15 protein-coding genes are annotated in these 15,301 nt (G+C 63.6%); 5 read left to right on the top strand and 10 right to left on the bottom strand.

Annotated elements, in window-relative coordinates; genetic code table 11:
- Positions 1 to 8: 8 nt before the first annotated feature.
- The 4 genes from QMG25_RS05995 to QMG25_RS05980 form a co-directional block, all read right to left on the bottom strand.
- Positions 9 to 1,022 (bottom strand): alpha-ketoacid dehydrogenase subunit beta, encoded by a 1,014-nt coding sequence (locus QMG25_RS05995; protein WP_283458235.1) that lies wholly within the window; start codon positions 1,020 to 1,022, stop codon positions 9 to 11.
- Positions 1,019 to 2,140: a pyruvate dehydrogenase (acetyl-transferring) E1 component subunit alpha gene (pdhA, locus tag QMG25_RS05990; RefSeq protein ID WP_283458234.1), complete on the bottom strand. Its 1,122-nt coding sequence runs from the start codon at positions 2,138 to 2,140 to the stop codon at positions 1,019 to 1,021. The genes QMG25_RS05995 and pdhA overlap by 4 nt, the downstream gene beginning before the upstream one ends.
- 78 nt (positions 2,141 to 2,218) lie before the next feature.
- Positions 2,219 to 2,704 (bottom strand): CBS domain-containing protein, encoded by a 486-nt coding sequence (locus QMG25_RS05985; RefSeq protein WP_283458233.1) that lies wholly within the window; start codon positions 2,702 to 2,704, stop codon positions 2,219 to 2,221.
- 8 nt (positions 2,705 to 2,712) lie between these two features.
- Positions 2,713 to 4,302, bottom strand: a complete 1,590-nt coding sequence (locus tag QMG25_RS05980) for an MFS transporter (protein ID WP_283458232.1) — start codon at positions 4,300 to 4,302, stop codon at positions 2,713 to 2,715.
- 355 nt (positions 4,303 to 4,657) lie between these two features.
- On the opposite strand from QMG25_RS05980, the gene QMG25_RS05975 reads away from it, so the two are divergent.
- Positions 4,658 to 5,992 carry an NAD(P)/FAD-dependent oxidoreductase gene (locus QMG25_RS05975; RefSeq protein WP_283458231.1) on the top strand — a complete coding sequence of 445 codons (1,335 nt, stop codon included), beginning with the start codon at positions 4,658 to 4,660 and terminating at the stop codon, positions 5,990 to 5,992.
- 7 nt (positions 5,993 to 5,999) lie between these two features.
- On the opposite strand, the gene QMG25_RS05970 is transcribed toward QMG25_RS05975, so the two are convergent.
- Positions 6,000 to 7,220, bottom strand: a complete 1,221-nt coding sequence (locus tag QMG25_RS05970) for an ABC transporter permease (RefSeq protein ID WP_283458230.1) — start codon at positions 7,218 to 7,220, stop codon at positions 6,000 to 6,002.
- Positions 7,183 to 8,172: an ABC transporter ATP-binding protein gene (locus QMG25_RS05965; protein WP_283458229.1), complete on the bottom strand. Its 990-nt coding sequence runs from the start codon at positions 8,170 to 8,172 to the stop codon at positions 7,183 to 7,185. Before QMG25_RS05965 ends, QMG25_RS05970 begins: the two co-directional genes overlap by 38 nt.
- 116 nt (positions 8,173 to 8,288) lie before the next feature.
- On the opposite strand from QMG25_RS05965, the gene QMG25_RS05960 reads away from it, so the two are divergent.
- The 3 genes from QMG25_RS05960 (at position 8,289) to QMG25_RS05950 (ending at position 10,048) form a co-directional block, all read left to right on the top strand.
- Entirely contained in the window at positions 8,289 to 8,933 is a 645-nt protein-coding gene (locus tag QMG25_RS05960; RefSeq protein ID WP_283458228.1) for a trimeric intracellular cation channel family protein, read from the top strand.
- 42 nt (positions 8,934 to 8,975) lie between these two features.
- A complete protein-coding gene (locus QMG25_RS05955) occupies positions 8,976 to 9,395 on the top strand; it encodes a hypothetical protein (protein WP_283458227.1) in 420 nt (139 codons plus the stop codon).
- Positions 9,396 to 9,457: 62 nt separating this feature from the next.
- Complete coding sequence (locus tag QMG25_RS05950) at positions 9,458 to 10,048, top strand: hypothetical protein (RefSeq protein WP_283458226.1); 591 nt, start codon at positions 9,458 to 9,460, stop codon at positions 10,046 to 10,048.
- Between the two features lie 313 nt (positions 10,049 to 10,361).
- Here QMG25_RS05950 and QMG25_RS05945 read toward each other — a convergent pair whose 3' ends face one another.
- The 4 genes from QMG25_RS05945 to QMG25_RS05930 all read right to left on the bottom strand — a co-directional run bounded on the left by QMG25_RS05945 (position 10,362) and on the right by QMG25_RS05930 (position 13,720).
- Complete coding sequence (locus QMG25_RS05945; RefSeq protein WP_283458225.1) at positions 10,362 to 10,502, bottom strand: hypothetical protein; 141 nt, start codon at positions 10,500 to 10,502, stop codon at positions 10,362 to 10,364.
- A gap of 65 nt (positions 10,503 to 10,567) precedes the next feature.
- Positions 10,568 to 11,671, bottom strand: coding sequence for a polyprenyl synthetase family protein (locus tag QMG25_RS05940; protein WP_283458224.1), 1,104 nt, complete (start codon positions 11,669 to 11,671; stop codon positions 10,568 to 10,570).
- On the bottom strand, positions 11,668 to 12,990 hold the full coding sequence (locus QMG25_RS05935; RefSeq protein ID WP_283458223.1) for a geranylgeranyl reductase family protein: 1,323 nt from the start codon (positions 12,988 to 12,990) through the stop codon (positions 11,668 to 11,670). Before QMG25_RS05935 ends, QMG25_RS05940 begins: the two co-directional genes overlap by 4 nt.
- A 16-nt stretch (positions 12,991 to 13,006) precedes the next feature.
- Positions 13,007 to 13,720: a demethylmenaquinone methyltransferase gene (locus QMG25_RS05930; RefSeq protein ID WP_283458222.1), complete on the bottom strand. Its 714-nt coding sequence runs from the start codon at positions 13,718 to 13,720 to the stop codon at positions 13,007 to 13,009.
- Between the two features lie 114 nt (positions 13,721 to 13,834).
- Here QMG25_RS05930 and QMG25_RS05925 point away from each other — a divergent pair, with 114 nt between their 5' ends.
- Complete coding sequence (locus QMG25_RS05925) at positions 13,835 to 15,268, top strand: isochorismate synthase (protein ID WP_502866357.1); 1,434 nt, start codon at positions 13,835 to 13,837, stop codon at positions 15,266 to 15,268.
- The last annotated feature ends 33 nt before the right edge of the window (positions 15,269 to 15,301 follow it).

Below are 15,301 nucleotides of genomic sequence, written 5' to 3'. Positions count from 1 at the left end.
GGGTCCTCCTAGCTTTCGAAACTTGTGTCATCGAGCAGTTCAAGGATCACGCGGCGCAGGTCCCCCGCATCGGGCAGGGCGCGTCGCTCAAGGGGTTTCGCGTACGGCAATGGGACTTCGGCCGCCGCCACCCTGCGCACCGGCGCATCCAAGTAGTCGAAGGCGCCCTCCATCAGGGTGGCGGAGATTTCCGCACCGATCCCGTAGCTGAGCCAGTCGTCCTCGAGCACCACGGCCCGGCCCGTCTTGCGCACTGAGGCGCAGATGGTGGACCGGTCAAGCGGGCGCAGGCTGCGCAGGTCCACGACCTCCACGGAGATGCCTTCCTCCGCCATTTGGCGAGCCACCTCCACGGCGATGGTCGTGGCGCGCGAGTACGAGATCACGGTCAGGTCCGTGCCATCCTTGACGACGGCGGCCCGGCCAATCTCGGCTGGTTCATCGCCCGCCGGGACCTCGCCCTTGGTGTTGTACAGGGCCAGGTTTTCCAGGAAGATGACAGGGTCGTCGTCCCGGATGGCCGCCAGCAGCAATGCCTTGGCATCGGCCGGCGTTGACGGTGCAACCACCTTGAGTCCCGGCACATGCGCGTACCAGACCTCCAGGTTTTGTGAGTGCGTGGCCGCCAGCTGCTGCCCGCCGCCGCCTGGCATCCTGATCACCATCGGCACGCTTTGCTGGCCGCCAAACATGCCGTAGATCTTGGCTGCGTGGTTCACGATCTGGTCGATGGCGATCAGGCTGAAGTTCAAGGTCATGATCTCCACCACCGGTCGCATGCCCAGCATGGCGGCGCCGATCGCGGCGCCCACAAAACCTTCCTCGGCGATGGGCGTGTCCCGGACGCGTTCCGGTCCGAACTCCTTCAGCAGCCCGGCCGTGATCTTGTAGGAGCCCTCAAAGATTCCAATTTCCTCACCGAGCAGGATCACCTTTTCGTCACGGTTCATCTCGCTGCGGATGGCGTCGTTCAAGGCCTGCCGGTAAGTGACAAGGGTCGTCTTGTCTGCGTCTGCGCTCATGGCAGCACCACCATCCTTTCGCCGGGAAGTGCCGTGGGCGCATTGGGCACCGGAGTCGCGTACGCGTAGTCAAAGAGTTGGTCCGGGGTGGAGTCCGGACTGGCATCCGCAAACGCAACTGCGGCCGCCACCTGGTCCTCCACTTGAGTTTCAATCGCGGCTGCCTGCTTCTCATCGAGGGTGCCGTCGGCAATCAGCTGGGCGCGCAAGGCAGGCACCGGGTCAGCTTCCTGGGCTGTTTCAAGGTCCGCTGCGGAACGGTAGCGGGCCGGGTCCACCACCGAGTGGCCGCGCAGCCGGTAGCTCATCAACTCCAGCAGGGCAGGCTGTCGCTGGGTCCGGGCCTGGTCCAACGCCTCAGTGGCCGCCTCCCGCACGGCGAGGACGTCCCCGCCGTCGGCCCTGACACCGGGGATCCGGTAGGAGGAGCCGCGCTTGTACAGTTCCGGCTCCCCTGCCGCCTTCTCCACGGTGGTGCCCATGCCGAGCCTGTTGTTGATGACAACGTAGACAATGGGCAGCGACCACACTGCGGCCAGGTTCAGCGACTCGTGGAACGCACCGATGTTGGTGGTCCCGTCACCCATCTGGCACATGACTGCTTCTGCATCCGGACCCGCCGCACCGCGGTACGTCAGCGCCAGGGCCGCCCCCGTCGCCGGGGGAATCTGACCCCCCACAATGCCGTAACCGCCCAGCATCCTCTTCTCCGTGTCAAACATGTGCATGGAACCGCCCCGGCCCTTTGAGACGCCGGTGGTCTTGCCAAACAGTTCCGCCATGACCTTGCCCGTGTCCATGCCGCGCATCAGGGCGTAGCCGTGGTCCCGGTAGTTGGTGAACAGGTAGTCGGTGGGCCGCAGGGCATCCATCAGCCCCACCACGGACGCCTCTTCGCCGAGGTTCAAGTGGCAATAGCCGCCGATCTTGGCCCGTTTGTACATCTGGTCTGCGGTCAATTCAAACTTTCGAATGAGCACCATCCGTCGGTAAAACTCCACCAGCTGACCGGGCTCTGCCGCTTCTGCCCCGGGCGTGGCTGCGCTCCCCTTGGCCGGTTGGCGGGCTGCTTTGGTGGCGGCACGCGGGCTGGCTTTCGCCGTCCTCGACTCGTTCATTGTGCTTCTCCTTCAAACCTGCGTATCTCTTGCAGTGGCTGTTGGGGCCCGGCTGGCCGGGCTTGGCTTGGCGTTCGGTCAGGTCCCGGGCGGCTGTTCGTGCAGCTCAAACCGGCTGCCGTCCGCCTGGCAGCGGGGGCATTTGTCCGGCGGGGTGGCTCCGCGCACCGGTTCCCCGCAAACCTCGCACACCCATTCGGTTGCGAGCAGGGAGACGATGTCGCCCCGGCTGACGATTCCCACCAGGCGGCCGTCTTCTATGACAGGGAGTCGGCGGACACGTTTTTCGATCAGGAGGTGCCGCAGGTCTGCGATCTTGGTGGCCGCACTGACGGAAATCACGGCTGTTGTCATCAGGTCGGCGGCCGTTGTGCCCTCCTTGGCGAGCAGGTCGAATTCGCTGACCAGTCCCAGCACGTAGCCGGAGTCGCCCACGACGGGCACGCCGCTGATCCGGTTGGTGCGCAGCAGTTCAGCAATTTCAGCCACCGCTGTGTCCGCCGGGATGGCGAGCACAGGGCTGCTCATGATGTCTGCCGCCGTGGCGGGGATTCTTGCGTCCATGGTTTCTCCTAGGGTGCGTGTAACGGTCCGTGGGGGCCGGACCCGTGTCCGGCCGGTCCAAGCCTCGCGGCATAGTGGTCTATGTGCGGTTTCCCGGCGGCCCGCTGCCCTGATCCGGCGGCAACTGCTCCTGGGGCGACCCTGTCCTGGCAGGCGGCAGCGGCGACGTCGGGGACAAGGGCCCCTGCATCCTTGTTGGCGATGCCGACGGCGGAGACGGCCCCGCCCACGACCAGCAGGACCGCAACCACTGCCATGATGCGCCGGAACGAGTCAAGGTCCAGCGCTGTTCCAACGATGGTCCCGGCCAAGGCGATGGCGATCAGGCCGGCCACTCGGGAGACGGCGTTGTTCACTGCCGAACCGATGCCGCTTTGCAGCGGAGGGACGGCACTGAGAATGGCCGATGTCAGCGGTGCCACCGTCACGGCAAGCCCAAGGCCATACAGGACCAGCCCCGGAAGCATCTGGAGCCAGAAGTTGAATGGCTGGGTCGCCGTCATCATCAGCAAAAAGCCGACGCCCGCCACAGCCGGGCCCACCGCCATGAACAGGCGCGGGCCAAAGCGTCCGGCCAGCCCTCCGAACACACCGGCGAGGAATAGTGAAAGCACCGCCACCGGCAGTGTTGCCAGTCCGGCCTGCGCTGCGGTGAATCCGGCAACTTCCTGCAGGAAGATCACCACCATCAGCGGTCCGAGGGACACGCCCGCGTAGACGAAGGCCGTGGCCACGTTCCCGACGGCAAAATTGCGGGCTCGGAACAGCTCCAGCGGCATCATGGGGTGCCTGGTCCTGGCCTCCCACAACAGGAAGGCCGCCAGCAGCACGATCCCGGCCACGAATGGGACCATGACGGCAAGGTTCTGCCAGCCCAATCGCTGCTGCTCGATCAACCCGAACACCGTTCCGGCCAAGCCAACGGCAGCCAGCACTGCTCCAACCACGTCGACCCGTGGCCGGCCCTTCCCTGCGGTGGCCGGTCGAGAGCCGGCGGACTGTCCAGAGGTGGACGGTGCCCCGGCAGGCTGTTGCGCATCGCTTTGCGCCCGCGCCAGCCCGACCAAAAGCACCAGCGTGCAGGCGATGGGAAGGACATTGATGGCAAACACGAGCCTCCAGCTGACATACTCCACCAGCACCCCTCCCAGCAAGGGTCCCGCGACGAAGGCGGTACCCGTCCAGGCAGTCCATGAGCCAATGGCCTTTGCCCGCCCCGGGCCACTGAAGACCGAGGTGATCAGGGCCAGCGAGCTGGGCACCAACAGGGCTGCCCCGGCTCCCTGGACGGCACGGGCAGCAATGAGCACGGCCCCGGTGGGGGCCACCGCGCAGGCCAACGACGCCATGCCAAAAAGGGCAAGCCCCACGCGAAGTATGCGAACCCGGCCGAAAGTGTCCGAGAGGGAACCGGCAATGAGGATCAGTGCGCCCAAGGTCAGCAGATAGGCGTCAACCACCCACTGCTGCGTGGCCAGACCACCACCCAGATCATCTTTGATGGCCGGAAGCGCCACATTGACGATGGCGCCGTCGAGAAACGCCACAAACGAGGCAAGGATGGCCACCCACAGAACCAGGCCTTGCAACGGTGTCATGGGAACTCCGACGGCTGGAGCTGAAGGCGGCATGCCGGAGTCCGCGCGGGCCGATCCGCCCCTGCGCGGCTGGTGCGACGGACCGCCACCCCTCAGCTGCCTCCCCATGTGGCTATTAGAGGCCTTTTGACGCCAGCCCGTCAAGGGTTGCCTGCGCCACCTCATTGCATGTCCCTGCCGTGGCGGACTCAGTACCGAAAAAAGTATGCTCCCGGGCCCCTTGCCGATGCGCGCAGCCCCGAACAGACTCATTGATTGGACCTCCAGTCATTGACGTCCGGGGCCAACAGGACAATTGTGGAGGGCAAGGTAGCCGAATGATTCCGTTGAAAGCGTCAGCAATCCAGGAGCAGTCATGACCCCCATGCAATCCCCCCACATCCTCATCCTCGGCGGCGGGTACGTCGGTCTCTACACCGCGTGGGGGCTGCGCCGGGCGCTGCCCCCGGGCAGGGCCCGGGTCACGGTGGTAGAGCCAAATCCCTACATGACCTATCAGCCCCTGCTGCCGGAGGTGGCCGGAGGCGAGCTCGACGCCCGCAGCGTTGCCGTGGACCTGACTCGTGCGTTGAAGGGCATGGACCTGTTCCGCGGGAAGCTCATCTCGCTGGATACTGCCGGGCACACCGCCCGACTTGAATCCCTTACAGGCACCACCTCCACCATGGCCTTTGACCACGTGGTGCTGGCCATGGGCGCCGTCACCAGGACCTTTCCCACCCCGGGACTGGCCGACCACGGGATCGGCTTCAAGACCCTGGCGGAAGCCGTTCATGTGCGCAATCAGGTGTTGGGAAACATTGCAATCGCGGCGGCCGCCACCGACCCGGAAATACGCGCAAAGGCCCTGACGTTCGTTTTCGTGGGCGGCGGCTACACCGGCGTGGAAGCCCTGTGCGAACTCAGCGACCTGGCCAAGCTTGCGGTGGACGACACCCCCTCGTTGAACCGCAGCGAACTTCGTTGGGTGTTGGTGGAAGCACTGGACAGGGTGGCACCGGAAGTGGGGCCCACCCTGTCAAAGTTCACCCTTGCACAACTGCGTGAGCGCGGCATCGACGTTCGACTGGAGACCACCATGAAATCGTGTGTCGATTCGCAGGTGGTCCTCAGCGACGGCGGCACCTTCGCCGCAAACACCATTGTGTGGACGGCGGGGGTCAAGCCCAACCCCGTGTTGGACGGCACCGATGTGCCCCGCGGCCCCAAGGGACATGTCAGTGCAAATGCCAAGTTGCAAGTCATCAACGACGACGGCGTTCCGGTGCCCGGAGTGTGGGCGGCCGGCGACAACGCCCAGGTACCGGACCTGAATGCCGAAAAGCAGCCAGCCTACTACGCACCGAACGCACAAAACGCCATGCGCCAGGCAAAGGTGCTGGCCCGGAACATTGCCGCCGACCTGGACGGCTTGCCCCCTGCCGAATTCAGGCACAAGTCGCTGGGCACCTTGGCGAGCTACGGGGTGGGCCGAGGCGCCGCCGTCGTGCTGGGCCTTGAACTGAAAAATAGGCCCGCCTGGTTTGCGGACCGGCTGTACCACGGGATGGCCGTGCCCACCTTCAACCGAAAATGGCACGTGTTTGCTGCGTGGTTTGCCGGTGCTCTCGCAAAGCGCGATCTCAGCGCACTGCCGGGCATCGAACACCCCCGCCGAGCTTTTCTGGAGACCTTCGAAAAGAAGGATTGACCCGGGCTCAGGATTTTCTGGCGAATGCCCTCCGAAACGAGAGCTTGCGGGAGTACTCGATGGATCCATAGCGGAACAAGTGCACGGCAACGCGCAGGGCCAGGAATCCGAAAACGAACAGCTCCGCAATCACAATGGCGGCCGAGACGGTGCCAAGCGAGCCAAAAGCGTTGCGCAGCATGGCCGTGATGGGCGCCGTGAACGGAAAGAACGTGAAGATCTGCACGATCATGGATCCGGGGTCACTGACCACCATCGTCACAATGTAAAACGGGATGAACATCGAGATCATGACGGGAGCAAACACCGTGCCGGCGTCCTTGGCCGTGGGCATGACCGCCCCAATGCCCACCAGCACGCCGGTAAAGAGGATGAAACCGCCAATAAACAGCAGCGCCCCCACCAGCATGGGCAGGAACTGGAATTGCAATGCGGACAGGTCAAAGTCCGGCATGGCCAGTTGATCCCGGAAAAACACATAGCCCAGCACCATGGGGGCGGTAAACACCAGCGACTGCACGGCGCCGACCATGAAGAGCGAAATCACCTTGCCCACCACCAGCGTTGTCGGGTCCAGCGTTGTCAGGATCATCTCGGTGACCCGGTTCTCCTTCTCCTCCAGCGTGGACGCCAGCATTTGATTGGCCAGCAGGATGATCACCACGTAGAACAGCACCAGGAACAGCAGTGGCGGCACCACAGTTTCCAACCCTCCGGAGGGCCGGCCGTCCTTGAACGTTTGCGACTCGGTGCTGAAATCTCCTTGCACTGCGACCGTCAATTCCTCCGACCCCACCTTTTCCTGGGCCGAAAGAATGACAAGCTGCTTGGCCACGGCGTCGTACGTGCCGTTCTTGAAGATGCCATGGTCCGTGCCATAGACCAGAACAGGTTCTTTCATCATGTTGGCCGGAAAGCTGAAAAAGGCGTTGAGCTTGCCTTCCTTCACACGTTCGACGGCGGTGTCCGGGTTGGCCTCGAGGGTCCCGCCCAGGGCCGTGGCAATGGAAGGATCAATGAGCTTCGAGGCGTCGGAGTAGCTGAAGTCAAGGCTTTGGTTCTTCTGCTGCTCCGTGCTTTCCTGTGTGGAGGAACCACTGGCAAAGACCAGTCCAAAGACAATGGCCAGCAGCACCGGAATGGCCAGGGTGGCAATCCAGAAGCGGCGCTTCTTCACGGTCCGGGTGAACTCAAATTGCACTACCGTGCCCAAGTTGTGCCGTGCCATGTCGCTTCACCTGCCCTTCGATGTTCGACGCGGTTGCGTTTTCGGCGGCCTCGTCCTCCCCGTAGATCTGAATGAAGATGTCATCCAGGCTGCGTTTGGCTGCCGTGAATCCGCGCACCACCACGCCGGCAAGCACCAGTTCCTTCAGTATCTGTGACTCATCGATGCTCTCGTCCACGGACAGTTCCGCATAGTTGGTTTCGTGCACGGCCACCCTGTAGTGCGGGGACTCCGGCAGCTTGCCAGAATATTTGAGCCGGATGGTTCGCCCGCCGAATTGGTTTTGCACCTCGTCGATGGTGCCGTAGGCCTCGGCCCTGCCGTCCTTGAGCAGGATGATGCGATCGCACAGCCGCTCCACCTCCTCCATTTGGTGGGTGACCATTAGGACCGTGGCCCCGGCCGCCTTGCGTTCCTCGATGATGTCCATCAGCAGCCGCCTGTTGACGGGGTCGAAGCCCTTGGTGGGCTCATCGAGAATCAGTAGTTCGGGTTCATTCATGATGGTCACGCCCAGCTGGATCTTTTGCTGCTCCCCGCCGGAAAGCTTGTCCAGGCGCACATCGGCCTTCCCCGCCAAGTCCACCCGGTCCAGGTATTGCCGGGAAAAGCGCTGCGCCTCGTGTTTCGAGAGTCCCTTGAGCCGGCCAAAGTACGTCATGACGTCGAGCACCGACTCTTTTTTGTACAGTCCGCGCTCCTCCGGCAGGTACCCGAGCCGGGAGCCGAAGTCGTCGCCGAACACCTTCCCGTTGATCTCAAGGGTTCCCGAGGTGGGACGGTAGATGCCCAGCAGCGCCCGGATCGTCGTCGTTTTTCCGCTGCCGTTGCTGCCCAGGAAGCCGAAGGTCTCTCCGCGGGCAACGTCGAAGCTCAATCCCTCAATGACCTTCTTGGAGCCAAAGTGCATGTGGAAATCGTGGACGTGGATAAGCGGCGGCGCAGAATTCATATGGCCACACTAGTCACAAATCGACCCTGTCGCAGCGAGAATTCGCCGCACTTCCGCGCCGCCCCGTAGGCTTGACGCGGCTTCGGCCTTTCCCCCACCAACTATCGAATGCACCCATGACCTTTGACCTTGCGCTGATTCTGGACCTTTTGGGCGTCTTCTTCTTTGCCGTTTCCGGCAGTTTGCTCGCCGCCCGCAAGGGTTTCGACCTTGTGGGCTCGGTATTGCTGGGCTCCATGGTGGGCTTGGGCGGCGGAGTGGTCAGGGACATCATCCTGAACCAAGGCCCGCCGGCTGCGTTTACAAACCAGTTGTATTTGGTTCCTCCCCTGGTCGCGGCCTCCTTGGTGTATTTCACGGTGAAGAACGTCAAGCGCAGCGGCCGGCTGCTGTTCATGTTCGACGCCGGCGGGCTGGCGTTGTTTTGCGTCACCGGTTCGCTGAAGGCGCTGGAGGCCGGCATGAACCCCGTCTCCTCGATTCTGCTGGGCGTCACCACGGCCGTGGGCGGCGGCATCTTGCGCGACATCACCGCCAATGACGTCCCCAAGGTTTTTGATCCCAAGGACCTGTATGCCATTCCGGCTTTCGCCGGTGCCGCCCTGGCCACTGCGCTGTGGCATGTGGGGTGGCTGAACCTCGCGACCGGAACCGTTGCAGCCGTCATCGTTTTCACGTTCCGAATGCTCAGCCTGAGGTACGGCTGGCACGCTCCCCTCGCTGCCCGCAGCTGGGCGGCGAGGCGGCCTCGTCGCGGCTAGAATTGTCCATGGAGCAGTGCACGCCAATTTTCGGAGATTTGAATGTCTGACATGTTCGTAGAGAAGTTCCGCGGCCTGGTGCCCTTGTACCTGGAGGAGCCTTGGCAGGAAGCCGACGGCATCACCGTAGCCGACCTTGATGCCGTCTTTGCGGAATTGCAGATCACGGTACCGCTGGCCCTCCGGGAATTTCTGCACGCCCTGGGCAATTGCGAAGACCTCATGGAGGCGTACTACTACTTTTGGGACCCCGAAGAACTTGAAATTGAGGACGGCTACCTGCTGTTCCTCGAGGACGAAGACGAGTCCTACACCTGGGGCATGCTGGCCGACCAGGCCGATGTTCCGGATCCCATCGTGTGGCGGCGAAACAACTCTACTGGCGCATGGGTCAATGAAGAAGGCACGTTCAGTGAATTCGTCTTCGACATGCTCGACTGGGTCTTCACCGACGAGGACTGATCCTCGGTAACTATAGGGTTGCGGCTATGGGAATATTCATCCGGCGGAGGTAGCGTTGCGTTATGGACGCACAGCAGCCTTTGTCATCGTTGGTTCCGGATCCCGCCGAGATTGTGGGCCTCGTCGAAAAGTTGGTCGAGGGCAGGTGGCCGCGCTCCGAGTTCAACAGAAAAACGCTGTTCATGAAACTCGGCCTCACCTCGGGTGCCAGCTGGGACGATGACACCAGCAACTCGGTGACGGGGCGCTACTCACTGGGCATCGGGAAGCCGGGTGAAATCATGGCTTCTTGGACCTCACACCGCGGGGGCTTCGTGGGCATTGCCGTCCACCTCTATTCATCAATGAGCACGGACAACCCGGCCACCCGCCAAGGCTTTGAAGACTTCCACCGCCAGCTGACGGCTCTCTACGGCGAGCCGGAGACCCCGTGGCACGACCCTGTTCTGCCTGCCTGCGTTTGGCATGAGAACGGCCGCCGCATCGTCATCCGCTTCTTCAACCTCCAGCACAGCAGCATGATGGTCAGTGTTGAAGACGCTGGCCTGGCCAGCGCTGCGGAAGCTGAAGTGCGTCGTCGCAACACTCCCGCCCACTGGAACAACAGTGCCCAAGGTGCCAGCCCGTTCCTGCTCCCGAGGATGCGTGGCTAGGGCCGGATGAGGGCCGCGGTTCCGGGGGGACAACCCGAAATCCTGCCCGATCCGGATGTCGTGGTGGCCTTGGTGCGGCAACTCCTCCGAAGGACCCTTAGGTCTGGAGACGCCTGTGTCCGCAACGCTGTTGTTGCCGTCTATTTCCAGTTCCGTGCCTTGGCCGCGCCGCACAACCCGGAAGCCACCCGGTGCCTTGTTGCGATTATGGCCAGCTTCACCACACTTTATGGCGAGCCGGTCATGCCCTGGCATGGACAAAATGGTGCGCGGCAGATATGGGCCGCAGACGGCCTGCAGCTGGTGGCCGACTTCACCGCCGGAACACCGGGCTTCCATGATGGTCCGCATCTCCGCCGGCCGTCCTGCCGGGGCCTGCGCCGCGCTGAAAGTGCCCGCACTCCTCCACCCCTGAATCGAAACGGGAGTAGTCGGCAATGTTTTTCGAAGACATTGCCGACTACTGCACATTCGAATCCCAGCAAGGCGGCCGGCGGGCCATGCCGTCGTTGCAGCTACTTAGACTTCTCGGTCAACCACTGCTTCAGCAAACGTGGCGAGGGCGGTCTTCACAATGCCCTCGGGCATGGCTGCCAGCGAAGCAACGGCTGCGTCCGACCATTCCCGGGCGACAGCCCACGATGCTGCGGTGACAGGATGCTCGCGCAGCGCCGTCACCGCGGCAGCCAGGGCCTCGTCGCTGCTCAGGTCCCCGTCAACGAGTTCCAGCACGGCAGCGGCCTCCGCGTCGCCGGCGGCCGCGGCCTTGCGCAGCAGCAGAACAGGCAGGGTGGGCACTCCTTCGCGCAGATCCGTGCCGGGCGACTTCCCGGAAACCTGCTTCAACCCCGTGACGTCAATGACGTCGTCGGCCAGCTGGAAGGCCACACCCACCTTCTCGCCGTACTCCAGCAAAATGTCCTCGACGTCCTCGTCTACTCCGGCAAAGATGGCTCCAAGCTGCCCCGACGCGGCAACGAGAGATCCGGTCTTGTCTGCAATGACGGAGAGATAGTGCTCAATGGGGTCTTCGTCGTCGTGCGGCCCCACCGTTTCATGCAGCTGGCCCAGGCACAGCCGTTCGAAGGTGCGGGCCTGGATGCCCAGCGCCTTGCCGCCGAGCTCCGAGACCAGAATGGAGGCTCGCGCAAAGAGGAGGTCGCCGGTCAGGATCGCCACGGTGTTGCCCCAGACCTCGTGGGCTGTGGGGGCGCCACGACGATACGGAGCGGAGTCCATGACGTCGTCGTGGTACAAAGTGGCCAGGTGCGTCAGTTCCACCACGACGGCGGCCTGCACCACTTCCGACCGGTTTGGGTCGCCGAGGTGGGCGGCAAGGAGCACCAACAACGGCCGGATCCGCTTGCCGCCAGCTTCAACGAGGTGGCGGCTGGTGGCGTCGGCCAGCGGGTCGGAATGGGCAATCGCTTCCCGCAGCCTCTTCTCCACCCGGGCCAAACTCATGGCAACGGAGGGCCCCAGATCCGGGTCGTCCGCGACGGCTGAAAAACCGGACGGCAACGCCATGCCCGTGGCGATGGCCATGGTGCTGGGATCGGGGTCGTGCGATTCAGGGCGCCCTTGACCGGCAGGGGCCCAGCTGTGGTTCGCGGAAGTAGTCACTGCTCAACACTAACTATTGGAAGGGATTGTTGCTTGGATGTGCGGGACATGTCCTGATTCCCCGTGGCGGGGACCATCTTCTCCAGTAGATGAATCACTCTATCCTGAAAACCGCGTTCGTCCTTGTCCGTGAGATTGGCCATCAGGCGCACCACGAACCGCATCAGCACCGGCAACGGCATGCCCGTGCGCAGTGCCAGTTTCATGATGCTTGGCTTGCCGATCAGGAAGGCGAACGCACGCCCCAGGGTGAAGTGGCTTCCCCACTGGTCGCGGACAAAGTCGCTGTAGCCGGAGAGCGCATGGTTGGCGGCCAGCGCCGAGTTGGTCCCTGCCGCCCGGACAATGAATTCGGCCGCGAACCTGGCCGATTCCATGGCATAGGAGATGCCTTCACCGTTGAACGGGCTGACCATGCCGCCGGAGTCGCCCAGCAGCATCAGGCCCTCGGAATAGTGCGGTGTTCGGTTGAAGCCCATCGGGAGGGCTGCCCCGCGGATGGGGCCCACCTGGTTTTCAGGCGTGAACCCCCACTCGGCCGGCATTGCGGCCGTCCAATCTCGCAGCACTTGGCGGTAGTCCAATTTTCCGAATTCCTTGGAGGAGTTCAAAATGCCCAGGCCCACATTGGAGGTGCCGTCGCCAACGCCGAACACCCAGCCGTAGCCGGGAAGTATCTTGCCCTCGGGCGAGTTCAGCTCCAGCCAGCCCTCCATCCAGTCGTCGTCGTGGCGCGGCGAAGTGAAGTAGGTCCGGTAGGCCACCCCCATGGGCCTGTCGTCGCGCTTTTGCAACCCCAGGGAGACGGCTGTGCGGGTGGAGTTTCCGTCGGCGGCCAGCACCACGTCGGCAAAGAAGTCCCGGGAATCACCCGTCTTCCTGCCCGCGTCATCCAAAAGTGACGCCCTGGCACCCACCACGGTTCCGGCGTCGTCCGTTAGCGCGGTGGAGACGGAGTGCCCCTCAAGAATGACGGCGCCCGCAGCCCGGGCGTGCGCGGCAAGCGCCTCATCGAAGCCCAGGCGGGTGCGGATCAGGCCGTAGTCGGGGAAGTTGCTCAGCTCGGGCCAGGGCACCTCGATTTGGCGGCCGCCGGCGATCAGGCGCAGGCCCTTGTTGCGGCGCCAGCCTTCTGCGGGGTCGTGCGGAAGGCCCATGAGCTGCATTTCACGCACGGCGCGCGGGGTCAGTCCGTCGCCGCATACCTTTTCGCGCGGGAAACGGGTCTTTTCCAGCACGGTCACGTCGATCCCGGCCGTGGCCAGGTGGTAGGCAGCGGTGGATCCGGCGGGGCCGGCCCCCACGATCAGTACCTTCACAGTGGGTGGATTTCCTTTAGTTGGTGGGGCTGGCGCTAGTGGGTTTGGTGGCGCGATGGACGGCCACAATCCCGCCGCTCAGGTTCCGGTAGGCGACGTCCTGCCAACCGGCTTCGCTGAGCCAGGCGGACAAGGTGTCCTGGTTGGGCCACACGCGGATGGACTCGGCCAGATACACGTAGGCGTCGGGGTTGGACGCGACCTTCCGGGCGATGGGCGGCAGTGCACGCATCAAGTATTCGGTGTAAACAGTGCGGAACGGAGCCAGGGTGGGGTGCGAGAATTCCGCCACCACCACCTTGCCGCCGGGCTTGGTCACGCGCAGCATCTCGCGCAGTGCCTTCTTGGGGTCCATGACGTTGCGCAGGCCAAAGGAGATGGTCGCGGCGTCAAATGAGTTGTCTGCGAAAGGCAGATTCATGGCGTCCCCGGCGACAAAATCAATGTCGGGACGGCGGCGCTTGCCCACCTTGAGCATGCCCACAGAGAAGTCGCAGGCCACCACGTTGATGCCCGCGTCGGCGTACGGCTCGCTTGAGGTGCCGGTGCCGGCGGCCAGGTCAAGGACTCTTTGGCCGGGCACGGCGCCAACCGCGTCAACCACAATGCGGCGCCAGCGGCGCGTCTGCCCCATGGACAGAATGTCATTGACGAGATCGTATTTTGGGGCCACGTCGTCAAACATGGCGGCCATTTCTTCCGGACGCTTCTCCAAGGATGCACGTTTCACCCCCATAGTCTCTCAAACTTTGCCGAACTTCGCGCACGCCAACGCCCGACTTGTGGGTGATCACACCGTGCTGGGGCCGGACTTGGGCGCCCGGGCGAGTAATCTTGACTCATCATGACTGCTTCCTTGGGCACCCATTCGCTGCGCACCCTGACCACGGCCCTGGACCCGGCCTCACTGTCTAGCCTCAACATGTCCACCCCGGATGGCTTGTTGGGCGCCCTGTCCACCGACGACCCCTTGTGCTGGCTGCGCCGCGGCGAAGGCCTCGTGGGCCTGGGCGAGATCGCACGTTTCCAAGGCACGGGACCCAGCCGCTTTTCCGACGCCGAACAGTGGTGGCGGAAGCTTCTGGCCGGCTCCGATGTCAACGATTCCGTGCGCATGCCAGGCACGGGCCCCATGGCGTTTGGCTCCTTCGCCTTCTCCAAGACCAGCGCTTTCGAATCGGTGCTGATTGTGCCCGAGCTCGTGGTCGGCTTCTTCGGCGGCACCGTTTGGCTCACCCAGCTGGTCCTTGAAGGCACAACCCCCACTGCCGATTCCGCACTTGCCCTTCTGCTCCGGTACCTGGCGGCTCCCTCGGCAAGCACGACGCCGAAGTTCCCCTCCGCGGGCACCGGCGCTGACGCCGACGCCACTGTTTCCGACGGCATTATCTCTGACGGCACTGTCCGGCCCGGGGCCCTCACCGAGGCACAGTGGAAGGACACGGTGACTGCCGGAGTGGCTGCCATAGCCCGCGGCGGCCTGGAAAAGGTGGTTTTGGCCCGTGATGTGGTGGCAACGTTCACTGAACCTGTCCGCAGAGTTTCGATTCTGCAACGATTGGCGCGCCTTTATGCCCAGTGTTGGACCTATGGGGTGGGTGGATTGGTGGGTGCAACGCCTGAAATTTTGATCAAGGTGGACGGCTCCACGGCCCAGGCTCGGGTGCTGGCCGGGACACTTGACCGAGAGGACGAACCGGTCGGTTCCACGGGCTTTGCAGACACTGTTTTGGGAGGCTCGATCAAGCAGCGACAGGAGCACGACTTTGCCGTGCGCTCCCTCGTCCGCCAGCTGGCCCCGTTTGCTTCCGACCTTTCTTTTCCCGCTGAACCGTTCATCCTGGAGCTGCCCAATGTGTGGCATCTGGCCTCCGATGTCACAGCTGAGCTGGCAAGCGCCAACGGCCATCTGCCCAGCTCCTTGGCCTTGGTTGAAGCCTTGCATCCCACGGCTGCCGTCTGCGGAACCCCGCGCGACGAAGCCGGAAAGCTCATCTTGAAGCTGGAGAAAATGGATCGCGGTCCCTATGCCGGCCCAGTTGGCTGGCTGGACGGGGTGGGCAACGGGGAGTGGGGAATAGCCCTGCGCGGCGCCGTCTTGGAAGACTCCCTCCATGCGCGCCTGTTTGCAGGGGCCGGCATTGTCGAAGCCTCCGACCCGGAGGCCGAGCTGGCCGAAACGTGGGCGAAATTTCGCCCCATGCTCCAGGCCCTGAACCTGCGCGACCACCCTCGAGAAACATCCCCCTTGTACGGGGTTGCAGACATGAGCCCTTGACGAGCCCTTGCCTCAGACCCAATAAGGTTGTTC

Origin of the sequence: Arthrobacter sp. H35-D1 (assembly GCF_030063185.1) — a bacterium.
Classification (GTDB): Bacteria; Actinomycetota; Actinomycetes; order Actinomycetales; family Micrococcaceae; genus Specibacter.
The sequence above is the reverse complement of the archived record's forward strand: the minus strand, read 5'-3'. Positions and strand labels throughout refer to the sequence as shown.

Coding starts and splice junctions, on each gene's coding strand:
- QMG25_RS05995 (WP_283458235.1), bottom strand. CDS start 1,022: ATGAGCGCAGACGCAGACAAGACGACCCTTGTCACTTACCGGCAGGCC.
- pdhA (WP_283458234.1), bottom strand. CDS start 2,140: ATGAACGAGTCGAGGACGGCGAAAGCCAGCCCGCGTGCCGCCACCAAA.
- QMG25_RS05985 (WP_283458233.1), bottom strand. CDS start 2,704: ATGGACGCAAGAATCCCCGCCACGGCGGCAGACATCATGAGCAGCCCT.
- QMG25_RS05980 (WP_283458232.1), bottom strand. CDS start 4,302: ATGACACCGTTGCAAGGCCTGGTTCTGTGGGTGGCCATCCTTGCCTCG.
- QMG25_RS05975 (WP_283458231.1), top strand. CDS start 4,658: ATGACCCCCATGCAATCCCCCCACATCCTCATCCTCGGCGGCGGGTAC.
- QMG25_RS05970 (WP_283458230.1), bottom strand. CDS start 7,220: ATGGCACGGCACAACTTGGGCACGGTAGTGCAATTTGAGTTCACCCGG.
- QMG25_RS05965 (WP_283458229.1), bottom strand. CDS start 8,172: ATGAATTCTGCGCCGCCGCTTATCCACGTCCACGATTTCCACATGCAC.
- QMG25_RS05960 (WP_283458228.1), top strand. CDS start 8,289: ATGACCTTTGACCTTGCGCTGATTCTGGACCTTTTGGGCGTCTTCTTC.
- QMG25_RS05955 (WP_283458227.1), top strand. CDS start 8,976: ATGTCTGACATGTTCGTAGAGAAGTTCCGCGGCCTGGTGCCCTTGTAC.
- QMG25_RS05950 (WP_283458226.1), top strand. CDS start 9,458: ATGGACGCACAGCAGCCTTTGTCATCGTTGGTTCCGGATCCCGCCGAG.
- QMG25_RS05945 (WP_283458225.1), bottom strand. CDS start 10,502: ATGTCTTCGAAAAACATTGCCGACTACTCCCGTTTCGATTCAGGGGTG.
- QMG25_RS05925 (WP_502866357.1), top strand. CDS start 13,835: ATGACTGCTTCCTTGGGCACCCATTCGCTGCGCACCCTGACCACGGCC.